Genomic DNA, 13,960 nt, shown 5'->3' with positions numbered 1-13,960 from the left:
CGCAGTGGTGAGTACCCGTGCCCATTCCCGGGTGGGCGTCGCGCGGGGGATGATCGCCCGATGACGGCGACGAGGGGTACGCGCGCACTGCTCGGTGCTCTGTTCCTGACGGCGGCCACGGTCGGGGTGTGGTTGCTGTGGCTGGGCTGGGACACCGAGTACACAGTGGATCCACAGACCGGCGCGAGCAGCGGCCCGTACGAAGCGTGGCAGGTCGTCGGTTGCGTGTTGACCCTCGCGCTGCTCGCCGCCCTCGCCGGCGCGCGACTCAGCCCGTGGCTGGTGGCGCCGGTCATGACGGTCGCCTTCACGGTGGCCTGGTCGTGGCAGGCCGCGTCGACCGACGACAGCGGGTTGTGGGCCGTCGGAGCGATCCTGGTGCTGGTCGCAATGGCGGTCGGCAGCACCGCGGTGAGCCTCGCCGCGCAGCGGATCAGCCGACGCCCGGCGCGCCGACCCAGTTAGGGCACAGCGTTGAGGTACTGCCGCAGGACCAACGCGGAGGAGACCGCCAGCGAACGGGCCAGCACCTCGTCCCGTGGGACGAACACCATGGCCTGGCCCTCGCCGAGCACCACGTCCTCCTGCCCCGCCAACGTCGTGCCGCCATAGACGTGCACCGTGACGTCGTGCGGGAAGCCCTCCTCGTACGGGCGCGGGTCACTCCACAGTGGGCGCAGCTCGCTCGCCGTCAGTCCCGTCTCCTCGCGCAACTCACGGCGGGCAGCCTCCTCGGGCGTCTCGCCGGCCTCGATGCGGCCACCCGGCAGGCTCCACTGGTTCGGCGAGACGCTCGTGTTGCCGTCGCGGTGTTGCAGCAGCACCGCGCCCGACGGGTCCACCAGCAGCACGAGCGCGACCTCGTAGGTAGCCATCGCTAGATCATGTCAGGTCGCGGAGGGTGACCGATCAGCGCGCCGGAGCGGGCGCCGGTGATCCGGCGAAGGGGATGTCGACGTGCACCGCCGCTTCCGGCTGGCCGTCGGGGTGCCGCCACAAACCACGCTCGCGCAATATCGGCAGTACGCCCTCGCCGAACCAGTACGCCTCCTCCAGGTGCGGATAGCCGGAGAGGATGAACTCGTCGATGCCGAGCGCGTGGTACTCGGCGATCCGGTCGGCGATCTCGGTGTGGCTGCCGACGAGGGCGGTGCCGGCCCCGCCACGGACCAACCCGACCCCGGCCCACAGGTTGGGTGCGACCTCGAGGCCGTCGCGGGAGCCGCCGTGCAGGTCGAGCATCCGGCGCTGCCCCTCGGACTCGCTGCGGCGCAGGCCGTCCTGCACCGCTTGGACGTCCGCCTCGGCGACGCCGTCGAGCAGGCGGCGGGCCTGTGCCCAGGCCTGCTCGGCGGTGTCCCGGGCGATGACGTGCAGCCGGATGCCGAAGCGAAGCTGCCGCCCGGCCTCGGCGGCGAGTGCCCGGACCCGGTCCAGCTTGTCGGCGACCTGGGCCGGCGGCTCCCCCCAGGTCAGGTAGACGTCGCTGTGCCGTACCGCCACCGGAAGGGCGGCCGCCGACGAGCCACCGAAGTAGACCGGTGGGACCGGGTCGGGCAGCCGGTGCAGCCGCGCCTGCTCGACCCGCAGGTGGGCGCCGGTGTGGTCGACGGTCTCACCGCGCCACAGCGCGTGCACCACGTGCAGGAACTCGTCGGCGCGCGCGTACCGGGAGTCCTTGTCGAGGAAGTCGCCGTACGCTCGCTGCTCCTGTGACTCGCCACCGGTGACCACGTTGAGCAGCAGCCGACCCCGGGACAGCCGCTGGAAGGTCGACGCCATCTGGGCGGCCAGCGTGGGCGCCAGCAGCCCGGGCCGGAAGGCGACCAAAAACTTGAGGCGTTCGGTCACCTCGGTGAGCATCGCCGTGCTCAACCAGGCGTCCTCGCACCAGGCGCCGGTCGGGGTGAGCGCGCCGACGAAGCCGAGCTGCTCGGCGGTGCGGGCGATCTGCCCCAGGTAGGCCACGCTGGCCGGGCGGGCGGCCCCCGCGGTGCCGGTCGGCACCCCGTGCCCACCGCCGACGATGTCCCGGCTGTCACCGTTGGTGGGCAGGAACCAGTGGAAGGTGAGGGTCATCGCGGCTCTTTCCTCCAGTGCGCGGCGGGAGCGGGTGCGGCGGCGCACGCGGCGAGGGCGGGCACCTCCTGAGGGGTGGGACGATCCCGCCGACAGCCTACCCATAAAACCTATCGGGTTAGTAGGCTACCGCCCACGCCGACCACGCCGGTCGATGCGTACGGACCCGCATGTCCAACCTCAAGGAGCCGCCATGCGTACCCTCTGGACGAACCGTCCCCCACACCGCCGCCTGCTGACGGCCGTGCTCGCCACGGTTGCCCTGCTCGTCACGGCCGGCGTGAGCGCCTGCGGCGAGTCGGCCGACGCCGGGGGCGACAGGGGCGCGCTGCGGATCGGCTACCAGCGCTTCGGCGGCCTGAGCCTGGTCAAGGCACGCGGTGCCACACCGGGCGTCACGTGGTCGCTGTTCGAGAGCGGTCCCGCCCTCACCGAAGCCCTCAAGGCCGGAGCCATCGACATCGGACAGGTCGGCGAGGCGCCGCCCGTCTTCGCCGCCGCCGGCAAGATCCCGTTCTCCATCATCGGCACCTCGGTGCCGATCCCGCAGGGCGAGGCGGTCCTGGTGAAGGCGGACAGCCCCTACCGCACCTTCGCCGATCTCAAGGGGAAGACGGTCGCCCTCAACAAGGGCTCCAACGTGCACTGGCTGCTGGTACGGCTGCTGGAGGCGAACCACCTGACGTTGAAGGACATCCAGGTCAAGTACCTCAAACCCGCCGAGGGGCGGCCCGCGTTCGACAGCGGGCAGGTCGACGCCTGGGTGATCTGGGACCCGTACTTCGCCCTGGCCGAGCAGCCCGGGGTCCGGGTGCTCGCCGACGCGACCGGCCTGGCCAGCAACCGCGAGTACGTCCTGGCCGCGCCCGGCGCGGTCGCCCAGCGCACCGACGACGTCCGGGCGTTCCTGCAGAGGTACCGCGAGGTGACCGACTGGGGCATCGCACACCCCGAGGAGCGGGCCAGCACCCTCGCGCCGGAGCTGAAGATCCCGCAGGACGTGACCAGCCGCGCCCTGGCCCGCAGCGCCCGGCCGCTCGCCCCGGTCACCCCGGCCATCGGCGACGAACTCCAGGCGATCACCGACAGCTTCATCGCCCTGGAACTCATTCCGGGCCCGGTCGACATCCGATCCCGGGTGGACGACCGGTTCAGCGAGGTGTTCCGGTGACTCGTACGACGCTCGCCGAGGCCCCCACCGAGGTCGTCGCCGCCGCACCGGCGCCGTCCCGACGCCAGCGGCCGGCGCGACGCTGGCGGCTGGTCAGCCCGGTCGTGCTGGTGCTCGGCTGGGAGCTGGCCGCGCGGACCGGACTGCTGGCGCCGGAGAAGCTGCCGGCACCGAGCGACGTGCTCGCCGCCGGTTGGCGGCTGGCCCGCGACGGTACGCTCGCCACCCACCTGCTGGACTCGCTCACCCGTGCCGGGGCGGGGCTGTTGATCGGCGGTCTGCTGGCCCTGCTCCTGGGCACCGTGGCGGGCCTGCTCCGGCTCGGCGACGACCTGGTCGATCCTCCGGTGCAGATGGCCCGGATGCTGCCACACCTGGGTCTGGTGCCGTTGCTGATCATCTGGGTCGGCATCGGCGAACCACTCAAGATCAGTCTGGTCGCGTTGGGCGCCTTCTTCCCGATCTACTTCAACACCTACGCCGGCATCCGGGACATCGACGAACGGCTGGTGGAGGCGGCCCGTACCTGCGGGCTGGGACAGGCCGCCCGGCTGCGCCACGTGGTGCTGCCCGGCGCGCTGCCGTCCCTCTTCCTCGGCCTGCGACTGGCGATCGGGGCCGCCTGGCTCAGCCTGGTGGTTGGCGAGCAGGTCAACGCGCAGACCGGGATCGGTTTTCTGATGATGGAGGCGCGGGAGTTCAGCCAGACCGACGTGGTGGTGCTCGGCCTGCTCGTCTACGCGCTGCTCGGGCTGATATCCGACGTTGCGCTGCGGGTCCTGGAGAGGAGGATGTTGACATGGCGTCGCGGACTGCGGGCGACCTGACCGGCCCGCCGGCGGTGCTGACCGCCCGCGCGGTGCGTCGGTCGTTCGGGCCGACGGTCGTGTTGGCCGGGGTCGATCTGACCATCGCGCGGGGCGAGGTGGTCGCCCTGCTCGGAGGCAGCGGTTCCGGCAAGAGCACCCTCCTGCGGATTCTCGCCGGGCTGGACGGCGAGGCCAATGGCGAGATCATCGTGCACGGCACCGCCGCCGTGGTCTTTCAGGAACACCGGTTGCTGCCCTGGAAGCGGGTCGCCGACAACGTCGGGCTCGGCCTCTCCGGCGCGGACACGAGCGGGCGGATCCGCCGGGCGCTGGCCGAGGTCGGGCTGGCCGAGCGGGACCGCGCCTGGCCGGCCGAGCTGTCCGGCGGGCAGGCGCAGCGCGTCGCCGTCGCGCGAGCCCTGGTCCGCGAGCCCGACCTGCTGTTACTCGACGAGCCGTTCGGCGCCCTGGACGCGCTCACCCGGCTCCGAATGCAGGTGCTGCTACGCCGGCTACGCGCCGAGCACGGCTTCGCCGCCCTCCTGGTCACTCACGACGTGGAGGAGGCGCTGCTGCTCGCCGACCGGATCCTGCTCCTGGACGAGGGCCGCATCGTCGCGGACCTGCCCGTCGACCTCGCACCCACCCGTACGCCGGACGAGCCGGCCTTCGGCGCGCTGCGCCGCCACCTCCTCGATCGACTCGGCGTTCCCACCACCTGACGAGCGGAGACCCGATGACCCGCTGGACCCCCGATCCCACGTTCTATCCCTCCCCCTCCGAGGCCGTGACCGCGCCGGCCGAGAAGCTCGCCTACGTGGCGGCCTTCGACCGTACGGCCAGGCGTCCGGACGCCATCGTGGTGCTGGACACCGACCCGGACTCCCCCGACTACGGGCGGGTCGTCGGCTGGACCGACCTGCCCCACCTCGGCGACGAGTTGCACCACTTCGGGTGGAACGCGTGCAGCAGTGCGCTCTGCCCGACCGCTCCGCACCCGCACGTCGAGCGGCGCTACCTGATCGTGCCGGGCCTGCGCTCGTCCCGGATCCACGTCCTGGACACCCAGCCGGACCCACGCCAGCCGCAGGTGACCAAGGTGATCGGCCCGGAGGAGCTGGCGAAGCGGGCCGGCTACTCCCGGCCGCACACCGTGCACTGTGGCCCGGACGGCATCTATCTCTCCGCGCTCGGTGGCGCGGACGGTGCCGAGGGACCGGGTGGCATCGCCATCCTGGACCACACCACGTTCGAGGTCCGCGGGGCGTGGGAGGCCGACCGGGGCCCGCAGTTCCTCGCGTACGACCTCTGGTGGCACCTCACCCAGGACGTCCTGGTCACCAGCGAGTGGGGCACCCCGTCGATGATCGAGGACGGCATCATCGGTGAGCTGCTGCTGGGCCGGCGGTACGGGCACGCCATCCACTTCTGGGACCTCGCGAAGCGCCGGCACGTGCAGCGCGTCGACCTCGGCGACCAGTACCAGATGCCACTCGAACTGCGTCCGGCGCACGACCCGACGAAGTCGTACGGGTTCGTCGGGGTGGTGATCAGCGTCGAGGACCTGTCCGCCTCGGTCTGGATGTGGCACCGCGACGGCGACGCCTGGGCGGTCACCAAGGTGATCGACATCCCGGCCGAGCCGGCCGACCCGGCGGACCTGCCCGACCTGCTCAAGCCGTTCGGCGCGGTGCCGCCGCTGGTGACCGACATCGACCTCTCGGTCGACGACCGGTTCCTCTACGTCTCCTGTTGGGGCACCGGGGAGCTACGGCAGTACGACGTCAGCGACCCGCTGCACCCGGTGCAGACCGGCTCGGTGCACCTCGGTGGGATCGTCCGTCGCACCGCGCACCCGTCGGCGCCGGACGAGGCGCTGGCCGGCGGCCCGCAGATGGTCGAGGTGAGCCGGGACGGCCGGCGGGTCTACGTCAGCAACTCCCTCTACGGCGCGTGGGACGACCAGTTCTACCCCGACGGGGTGGGTGCCTGGCTGGCCAAGCTCGACGTCGACGGGGACGCCGGTGGCCTCACCCCGGACCCGCGGTTCTTTCCGCACGGCGACGAGTTCCGGGGCCTGCGGGTGCACCAGACCCGGTTGCAGGGCGGCGACGCGTCCTCCGACTCGTACTGTTTCCCGTGACCGTCGCCACCTGGGCGACGCTCGCCGCGCTCGGCGCGTTCCACGGCCTGAACCCGGCCATGGGCTGGCTGTTCGCGGTGGCCCGCGGTCTGCAGGAGCGCAGTCGGTCGGCCCTGCTGCGGGCGCTGCCGCCGATCGCGGCCGGGCATCTCGCCTCGGTGGGAATCGTCGCGGCGCTGGTCACCGCGACCCGGTCGGTGACGGCGAGCACCGCGCTGGCGGTGGTCGGCGGCGTGCTGCTGGTCGGCTTCGGGCTGTGGCGGCTGCTGTCGGAGCGGCACTTCCGTTGGGCCGGGATGCGGCTGTCGCCGGCACAACTCGCCGGCTGGTCGTTCCTCATGTCCTCGGCGCACGGCGCGGGTCTGATGCTGCTGCCGGTGCTGATCAACGAGCAGGTGCCCGGAGGCCACTCCGGGCACCTGACGGCCGCGCCGGTGGGCGCGTTGCCCGGTCTGGCGGCGGCCGGCGTGCACACCGTGGCGATGTTCGGCACGGCGCTGGTCATCGCGGTGCTGGTCTACCAGGTGCTCGGGGTCGGAGTGCTGCGTCGGGCCTGGTTCAACGTCGATCGACTGTGGGCCGGAGTGTTGGTGGCGGCCGGGCTGGTCACGCTGATCCGGGCATGATCGCCGGACACACACGACACCCGGCCCCGGTGCGAACCGTGGGCCGGGTGTCGCAACGCCCTCGCGGCGCCGGCGTCCGATCGGCTACCGGGACGGGTCAGGCGCGCGCCTTCGCCGGCTGCTTCATGAAGTCCATGATCGCCTTGTTGACGTCGTCGGCGTGCGTCCACGGGATGCCGTGCGGCGCTCCCTTGAGCGTGACGAGGCTGGCGGTCGGCATCATCGGCGCGAGCCGCTGACCGGTCACCGGGTAGGGCAGCACGTTGTCCTTGTCACCCTGGACGATGAGGATCGGCACGTCGATCTTCGGCAGGTCGGGTCGGAAGTCCTCCAGCCAGGCGGACACGCAGTCGTGGGTGCCCTTGCCGGAGCCACCCGCACCGATCTGCCAGTGCGCGTGGAACGCCTCCTCGCTGACCAGCTTGCCCTTGTTCTCGCTGTAGTTGAAGAACGCGTCGCAGAACGTCGTGAGGTACGCGAAGCGGTCCTTGATGATGGCCTGCTGGAAGCCATCGAAGAGGCTCTTGTCGACGCCCTCCGGGTTGTCCTTCGTCTTGAGCAGGAACGGCTGCAACGGGCTGAGCAGAACGCCCCTGCTGGCTCGCTGGGAGCCGTAGTTGGCCAGGTAGCGGACCACCTCGCCGGTGCCCATCGAGTGACCCACGATGGTCGCGTCGCGCAGGTCCAACTCCGTCATCAGGACGTCCAGGTCCGCGGCGAAGGTGTTGTAGTCGTATCCGTTCGCCGGTTGGGCGGAGTTACCGAAACCGCGCCGATCGTAGGTGATCGTCCGGTATCCGGCGTTGAGCAGCGCGGTGGTCTCCTTCTCCCAGGTCGCCCCGTTGAACGGGAAGCCGTGGATCAGCACCACCGGCTTACCGGATCCGTGGTCCTCGTAGTACAGGTCGATGGGCGCGGAGTTTTCCGTCCCCACGGTGATGAAAGGCATGTTCGTCTCCTGCTCCGGTCTTGGCTGTCGGACGCCTGGGCTTTCCCGCCCGGCCAGCGGATATGCCGCCCCCACCCACGACACGGAGTCATCGACATTTATCTACCCGGTTGTTAGGGTCGCCGGTAGAAAAGTTTCGACGTACCGGAGGTGGGCATGCCTCGAAGGATCCGCACGGGGATCACCGCACTGACCATCGGAGCGGCTCTGGCCGCTCTAGACCCCACACCGGCACACGCCGACCCGGTGGTGCCCCGGCACGCCGTCGTGATCTGCCAGAGCGCCAGCTTCTACGCCAACTACGACTCCGCCGGCGGCCCGACCGGCCTGAAGCGCACGCTCACCTACGGCAACAAGATCGGCCATACGCCCGGCGCACACCCGGTCTACAACGGCTGGGCCGCCTCGTTCGACTTCGGTCCGAACGACTGGGGCTACCTGCGGGCCGAGTGCATCGGTGGGTACGACTCGTGGTGACCCGGGGCGTCACCCGCGCGACAGCCGGGCTGCTGGCCGGGATCATCGCCGCGGCGCTCGCCGCGCCGACTCCGGCGCAGGCCGCCAACGGCACGATCGGCCAGCGGGAGACCGTGTGCGCCGATGACCTGTTCGTCCGCACCGAGCCCGTCGGGGCCTGGATGGGCACCCTCTACCGGGGGCAGACCTTCCTCGTCGAGGCCCCCCGCAGTGGCGGCTACGTCTACGGGTTCGCCTACGGCTACATCAACCGGCGCGGCTGGGTGCAGGATGGCTGGTTCTGCTGACCAAGCCGGCCTAGCCTCAAGGGCGTGAGTCTTCCGCCCCGGCTGCGGGCCGTCAGCGACCTGCACATCAGCTATCCGGAGAACCGCTCGTTCGTGCAGGAGCTGCACCCCGACAACGACGGCGACTGGCTGCTCGTCGCCGGCGACGTGGCCGACCGGTACGCCGACGTCGAGTGGGCGCTCGGGCTGCTCAGCAGCCGGTTCGCGAAGGTCGTCTGGGCGCCGGGCAACCACGAGCTGTGGACGCCGCCGAAGGACCCCGTCCGGCTCCGCGGTGAGGCGCGCTACCAGGAACTGGTACGACTGTGTCGAGAGTTGGGAATCGTGACCCCGGAGGATCCGTACCCGGTGTGGGACGGCGACGGCGGGCCGGCCACGATCGCCCCGCTCTTCGTCGGCTACGACTACACGTTCCGGGTGCCCGAGGCGAGCAGCAAGCAGGAGTCGCTGGACCTGGCGTACCAGGCCGGGGTGGTCTGCACCGACGAGATGCTGCTGCACCCCGACCCCTACCCGAGCCGGGAGGCGTGGTGCGACGCCCGGGTCACCGAGACCGAGCGCCGGCTCGCCGAGTGCGACCCGTCCCGGCCGACCGTGCTGGTCAACCACTATCCGCTGGTACGCGAACCCACCGACATCCTGTGGTACCCGCAGTTCGCCCAGTGGTGCGGCACGGTGCGTACCCGGGACTGGCACCTGCGTTTCGGCGCGTCCACCGTGGTCTACGGTCACCTGCACATTCCCCGGACGACGTTCTACGACGGCGTACGTTTCGAGGAGGTCTCGCTCGGCTATCCGCGCGAGTGGCGGCGGCGCGGCCCGGCGCCCAACCCGGTGCGCACCATCCACCCGGCCGACGACCTGCGCCGGCTGCGTCAACCCGCCGGCTGACCAGACGCCGCGACCGGTGACGGCCGCCGGCCGGAGCCGGCGGCCGCCCGACGTCAGCTGGCGTAGACCTCCAGTGTCGACAACTGACCGGCCGGCCAGCCGGTGTTACCGGTGACGGTGATCCGCACGTAGCGGGCCTGCGCGGCGGGGAACGTGAGGGACACCTGGTTGCCGCTGGCCGGGTCGAAGGTCCGCCCGGCCGAGGCGACCAGCGTGCTCAGGCTGGTGCCGTTGGCACTGCCCTGCACCGTGAGGGTCTGCGTCCGGGTGCCCCACGCCGACGACGGCGGCAGCTTGAGCACCACCCGCCCCACCGTGCTGGACGCGCCCAGGTCGACCTGGACCCACTGCGGGAAGGCGTTGTTGACGCTCTCCCAGTAGCTGTTCGGGTCACCGTCGACCACGTTGCCCGACCCGTAGCTCTGGGTGTGGCCGCTCTCCGTGGTGGGTCGACCTCGGGCCAGGTCCGCGTTGGTCGGGGCGTCGGTGGTGACCGTGACCGTGTTGGACGCGTTCGAGGTGTTGCCGGCGGCATCCCGCGCGGTGACCGTGAGGCTGTAGGAGGTGGACGCGCTGAGCCCGCTCACGGTCGCCGTGGTGCCCGTGACGGTGGCGACCACCGTGCCACCGCGACGCACCTCGTAACCGCTCACCCCGACGTTGTCGGTGGACGCCGTCCAGGCCAGCGACACGCTGGTCGTCGTCTTGCCGGTCACCGTGAGGCCACTCGGCGCGCTGGGCGCGGTGGTGTCCCCCGGCGTGTCGGTCGCCGCGTACACCTCGACCTGGGCGAGCTGCGCGGCCGGCCAGCCGGTGTTGCCGCCGACGCTGAGCCGCACGAACCGGACGGTGGTGGGCGGCAGCGTACGGGTGACGGTGTTGCCGGTCGACGGGTCGAAGGTGAACCCGGCAGCCGGCGCGATGGTGCTGAAGGACGAGCCGTCGGTGCTGCCCTGCACCGTGATGGTCTGGGTACGCGTCTCCCAGCCGCCGGGCAGTCGCACCACGAGCCGACCGATCCGGTAGCTGGCACCGAGATCGACGCCCCACCACTGCGGGAAGGAGCCACCGGCGCTCTCCCAGTAGCTGCCCACGTTGGAGTCCACCGCGTTTGACGCCGGGAACGGGCCGTTCTGGCTGCTCGCCGAGGTGGGCCGGCCGGCGGCCAGGTTCGCGCCGGTCGGTGGTGGCGTGCCGACCACCGGCGGCGTGGGGCGTACCGGGGTGAGCGCCAGTTGCCCCTTGAGCATCCGGCCACCGTCGGCGGTGATCCGCAGGTAGTAGTCGGCCGAGCAGGCCACGCCGTCCTCGTCCAGGGCCCGGATGTTCGCGCCGGCCGGGGTGGTGGCCTGGGTCTCGGACGTCTTGGCGATCTGATTGCCCTCGTTGTACTCGTCGAACATCGACACGTAGAGGCCCTGCGAGCCGAGCCGGACCATGTTGTAGATGTGCCGCCAGTAGAAGTCGCCGTGCTTACGGTGGCCTCCGGCGAGGTCGCCGGGCATCACGCAGGGCAGGTAGTCGATGCCGCGAGCCGCGCAGTCGGCCATGTCACCAACGTTGACGTTGTTGTAGTACGAGTCGAGCTCCTCCACCGTCCTGGCCCGGTAGACCATCCACGGCGAGATCGCGTTGAACGCGTGGTAGACGTCCAGGAAGCCGGGGCGGGAGTCCTCAATGCCCTGCCGCCACCAGGTGGGCACGCCACCGATGACGTAGCAGCCCTGTGCCTTGAACCAGTTGACGACCTCCAGGCAGGGCGCCGGCGCGAAGGGTCGGCTGGGCTCGCTGAAGCCGAAGCCCCAGATACAGACGACCGGCTTGCCGTTCTGTCGGGCGTACGCGCTGGACGCGGTGTGGGCGAGCATCTTCGTCGTCCAGTCGGTCTTGATGTCCGACTGCATGGTCAACCAGTCGGTGACGTCGTACATGATGTAGAACTTGCGGCCGTAGCGTTCGGCGGCCGAGCGCACCTTCTGTGTCATCGCGTCGCGGGTCGGCCCCTCGTCGCCCGTCGGGTTGAACCGCTGCAGGGCGGCGGTGTCGCAGCCGTACTCCTGCATCCAGCGGAAGTGGGTGTCCACCGTCTGCTGGTCATAGGAGGAGAAGAGGACCGCCGGCGAGCCGTTGCCGAGGTTGGGATACGCGGTGGGGTACGTGTGCGTGTACTCCCGGGTGTCCGGCCAGGACACGATGGTGGTGTTGCTGGGCGAGGGCGGCTGGAACCGGTCCCGGCTCCAGTGCCACCAGCCGCCGATCGGGGCCGAGTCGCCGGAGGCGCTGAACCAGCCCTGGTAGCCGACCGTCACCTTGCCGACCACGTCCCCGGGGGGACTGGCGGCGTGTGCCGGGCCGGTGAGCGAGGCGAGCAGTTCGGTGGTGGAGGCGGCGGCGAGGGCGGACCCCGCCAGCGCCGACGTGACGAACCTGCGGCGGGAGACCGCCATGAGGACCACTCCTTCGGGACGGAAGGCATTGACGGTCATCGTGGCAGTAACGGAGACTGGCCCGCAATACTTCGACTAAACGATGAAATTATTCATCAGCTAGTGGGAAGTTCTCGCTCCAGTAGGCGGAGCAGGTACTCGCCGTAACCGCTGGTCCGCAGGGGAGCCGCCAACGCTCGGAGCTGATCGTCGCCGATCCACCCGGCACGCCAGACGGCCTCCTCGACACAACCGATCTTCTGGTCCTGCCGCTCCTCGACGACGCGAACGTACTCCGAGGCCTGCACCAGGTCTGCGAAGGTGCCGGTGTCCAGCCACGCGGTGCCCCGCCCCAGCACCGTCACCGACAATTCACCTCGGCGCAGGTATTCCTCGTTGACCGCTGTTATCTCCAATTCTCCCTGAACGCTCGGCCGAAGTTCACGAGCTATCTTCACCACGTCTGACGAGTAGAAGTAGAGGCCGGGTACGGCATAGTGCGACCGGGGCCGGGCCGGCTTCTCCTCGATCGAGACCACCCGCGCGGATGCGTCGAACGTCACTACAGCATGGTCGGACGGATTCGCCACCGGATAGGCGAAGATCCGGGCACCGGCGACAACGTCATTCTGCCGCAACCGGCTCCCCAGGCCGACACCATGCAGGATGTTGTCACCGAGACTGAGCGCCGCGGGTTGCCCGTCGAGGAAGTCCTCGGACAGAATGATGGCCCGGGCGGCGCCCCTGGACTTCGCCTGCACGACGTACTCCAGGTGAAGGCCCCACTGGCTGCCGTCACCGAGCAGCCGACGAAACTGACTCCGATTCTCCGGGGTCGTGACGATCAGGATTTCCCGGACGCCAGCCATCACCAACGTGGACAGCGGGTAGTACACCATCGGCTTGTCGAATACGGGCATCAGCTGTTTCGACACCGCGTATGTCACCGGCCACAACCGGGACCCGGTGCCACCAGCGACTAAAATGCCTCGCATGAGGACATGCTAAACATAAGAATGTGCCCTTGACTGGGCAACCTCGGACACCAAACGTGAAAGCGCCGCTCGCGACTGCCGCGTCTTCTACCCTGATCCGATGAATAGTCCAAACATTGCTCGGACGCGTGCCCGCGGCTGCCGGGGTCGGTGTCCGGCTGGAGACCGCTGATGGTCCGCTGGCTGGTGACCGGCGCCAGCGGGATGCTCGGGCGCGACCTGATCGACGCGCTCGGCCGCCGAGCCGACGCCGCGGTCACCGCCGTCGACCGCGCCACCCTCGACATCACCGATCCGGCGGCGGTGTCCCGGCTGGTACCGGGGCACGACGTGGTGGTCAACGCCGCCGCGTGGACGGACGTGGACGCCGCCGAGCACGCCGAGGCCGCCGCGACGGCGGTCAACGGCGCGGCCGTGGCCGATCTGGCCCGGGCCTGTGCCGAATCCGGCGCCCGCCTACTCCAGATCTCCACCGACTACGTGTTCGCCGGCACCGCCCGTACCCCCTACGGGGAGTACGCGCCCACCGACCCGGTGAACGCGTACGGCCGGAGCAAGTTGGTTGGCGAGGCGGCCCTTCGGCTGCTCCTGCCGGAGCATGGCTACCTCGTCCGTACCGCCTGGCTGTACGGCGAGCACGGCCGCAACTTCGTCGCCACCATGCTGGGCCGCGCCGCCGAACTTCCGGCGGTGCAGGCGGTCGCGGACCACATCGGCCAACCGACCTGGTCCGGGGCGCTGGCCCGACAACTGGTCGAGCTGGGCCAGGCCGCGCACCTCGGGGCCGCGCCGCCCGGCATCTACCACGGCACCAGCGCCGGCCAGACGACCTGGTACGACCTGACCCGGGCACTGTTCGACCTGGCCGGCCTCGATCCGGAACGGGTACGCCCGGTGCCGCACACGTCGTTCCCCCGTCCCGCCCGTCGGCCGGCCTACAGCGTGCTCGGGCACCAGCGGTGGCAGGGGACCGGCGTGAACGTGCAGGCCCCCTGGCGCGACCAGCTGGAGCAGGCTCTGCGGACACCCAGGTTTGCCGCGCTGGCGCAGATCGCCCGGGACAAGTCGCCCCGGTTGCAGACATCCGGCCACCGGTAACCGGCCGGC

General features: G+C 70.6%; 15 protein-coding genes. 10 read left to right on the top strand and 5 right to left on the bottom strand.

The window, feature by feature from the left end; translation table 11 throughout:
• Nucleotides 1-60: 60 nt before the first annotated feature.
• On the top strand, nucleotides 61-465 hold the full coding sequence (locus tag ACFQGL_RS13470) for a hypothetical protein (RefSeq protein WP_377510866.1): 405 nt from the start codon (nucleotides 61-63) through the stop codon (nucleotides 463-465).
• On the opposite strand, the gene ACFQGL_RS13465 is transcribed toward ACFQGL_RS13470, so the two are convergent.
• A complete protein-coding gene (locus ACFQGL_RS13465) occupies nucleotides 462-875 on the bottom strand; it encodes an NUDIX hydrolase (RefSeq protein ID WP_377510863.1) in 414 nt (137 codons plus the stop codon). The genes ACFQGL_RS13470 and ACFQGL_RS13465 overlap by 4 nt on opposite strands.
• Nucleotides 876-909: 34 nt before the next feature.
• On the bottom strand, nucleotides 910-2,079 hold the full coding sequence (locus tag ACFQGL_RS13460; RefSeq protein ID WP_377510860.1) for an LLM class flavin-dependent oxidoreductase: 1,170 nt from the start codon (nucleotides 2,077-2,079) through the stop codon (nucleotides 910-912).
• A 193-nt stretch (nucleotides 2,080-2,272) separates the two neighbouring features.
• Between ACFQGL_RS13460 and ACFQGL_RS13455 the strand changes: the two genes are divergently transcribed.
• Genes ACFQGL_RS13455 through ACFQGL_RS13435 form a run of 5 tightly spaced genes read left to right on the top strand, consistent with a single transcriptional unit; the run spans nucleotide 2,273 to nucleotide 6,828 of the window.
• The gene (locus ACFQGL_RS13455; protein WP_377510857.1) at nucleotides 2,273-3,250 is read left to right on the top strand and encodes an aliphatic sulfonate ABC transporter substrate-binding protein; all 978 of its coding nucleotides are present in this window, start codon (nucleotides 2,273-2,275) and stop codon (nucleotides 3,248-3,250) included.
• Nucleotides 3,247-4,077 carry an ABC transporter permease gene (locus ACFQGL_RS13450; RefSeq protein WP_377510854.1) on the top strand — a complete coding sequence of 277 codons (831 nt, stop codon included), beginning with the start codon at nucleotides 3,247-3,249 and terminating at the stop codon, nucleotides 4,075-4,077. The genes ACFQGL_RS13455 and ACFQGL_RS13450 overlap by 4 nt, the downstream gene beginning before the upstream one ends.
• Nucleotides 4,050-4,781 (top strand): ABC transporter ATP-binding protein, encoded by a 732-nt coding sequence (locus tag ACFQGL_RS13445; RefSeq protein WP_377510851.1) that lies wholly within the window; start codon nucleotides 4,050-4,052, stop codon nucleotides 4,779-4,781. The genes ACFQGL_RS13450 and ACFQGL_RS13445 overlap by 28 nt, the downstream gene beginning before the upstream one ends.
• 14 nt (nucleotides 4,782-4,795) lie before the next feature.
• Nucleotides 4,796-6,202 carry a selenium-binding family protein gene (locus ACFQGL_RS13440; protein ID WP_377510847.1) on the top strand — a complete coding sequence of 469 codons (1,407 nt, stop codon included), beginning with the start codon at nucleotides 4,796-4,798 and terminating at the stop codon, nucleotides 6,200-6,202.
• The gene (locus ACFQGL_RS13435; RefSeq protein ID WP_377510844.1) at nucleotides 6,199-6,828 is read left to right on the top strand and encodes a hypothetical protein; all 630 of its coding nucleotides are present in this window, start codon (nucleotides 6,199-6,201) and stop codon (nucleotides 6,826-6,828) included. Before ACFQGL_RS13440 ends, ACFQGL_RS13435 begins: the two co-directional genes overlap by 4 nt.
• Before the next feature lie 97 nt (nucleotides 6,829-6,925).
• Here ACFQGL_RS13435 and ACFQGL_RS13430 read toward each other — a convergent pair whose 3' ends face one another.
• Nucleotides 6,926-7,777 carry an alpha/beta fold hydrolase gene (locus ACFQGL_RS13430; protein ID WP_377510841.1) on the bottom strand — a complete coding sequence of 284 codons (852 nt, stop codon included), beginning with the start codon at nucleotides 7,775-7,777 and terminating at the stop codon, nucleotides 6,926-6,928.
• A 156-nt stretch (nucleotides 7,778-7,933) separates the two neighbouring features.
• On the opposite strand from ACFQGL_RS13430, the gene ACFQGL_RS13425 reads away from it, so the two are divergent.
• From ACFQGL_RS13425 to ACFQGL_RS13415, 3 genes are read left to right on the top strand one after another with little or no spacing between them, the layout of a single operon-like run.
• A complete protein-coding gene (locus ACFQGL_RS13425) occupies nucleotides 7,934-8,254 on the top strand; it encodes a hypothetical protein (RefSeq protein WP_377510838.1) in 321 nt (106 codons plus the stop codon).
• Nucleotides 8,248-8,541, top strand: coding sequence for a hypothetical protein (locus ACFQGL_RS13420; protein WP_377510836.1), 294 nt, complete (start codon nucleotides 8,248-8,250; stop codon nucleotides 8,539-8,541). Before ACFQGL_RS13425 ends, ACFQGL_RS13420 begins: the two co-directional genes overlap by 7 nt.
• 24 nt (nucleotides 8,542-8,565) lie before the next feature.
• A complete protein-coding gene (locus tag ACFQGL_RS13415) occupies nucleotides 8,566-9,432 on the top strand; it encodes a metallophosphoesterase family protein (RefSeq protein WP_377510833.1) in 867 nt (288 codons plus the stop codon).
• Nucleotides 9,433-9,485: 53 nt separating this feature from the next.
• Here the strand turns inward: ACFQGL_RS13415 and ACFQGL_RS13410 are convergent, their stop codons facing one another.
• On the bottom strand, nucleotides 9,486-11,879 hold the full coding sequence (locus tag ACFQGL_RS13410; RefSeq protein ID WP_377510830.1) for a galactose-binding domain-containing protein: 2,394 nt from the start codon (nucleotides 11,877-11,879) through the stop codon (nucleotides 9,486-9,488).
• A gap of 95 nt (nucleotides 11,880-11,974) precedes the next feature.
• A complete protein-coding gene (rfbA, locus tag ACFQGL_RS13405) occupies nucleotides 11,975-12,853 on the bottom strand; it encodes a glucose-1-phosphate thymidylyltransferase RfbA (RefSeq protein WP_377510827.1) in 879 nt (292 codons plus the stop codon).
• 171 nt (nucleotides 12,854-13,024) lie between these two features.
• Here rfbA and rfbD point away from each other — a divergent pair, with 171 nt between their 5' ends.
• A complete protein-coding gene (rfbD, locus tag ACFQGL_RS13400) occupies nucleotides 13,025-13,951 on the top strand; it encodes a dTDP-4-dehydrorhamnose reductase (RefSeq protein WP_377510824.1) in 927 nt (308 codons plus the stop codon).
• The last annotated feature ends 9 nt before the right edge of the window (nucleotides 13,952-13,960 follow it).

Origin of the sequence: Micromonospora vulcania (assembly GCF_042658605.1) — a bacterium.
GTDB classification, from domain to species: Bacteria; Actinomycetota; Actinomycetes; order Mycobacteriales; family Micromonosporaceae; genus Micromonospora; species Micromonospora vulcania.
The sequence above is the reverse complement of the archived record's forward strand: the minus strand, read 5'-3'. Positions and strand labels throughout refer to the sequence as shown.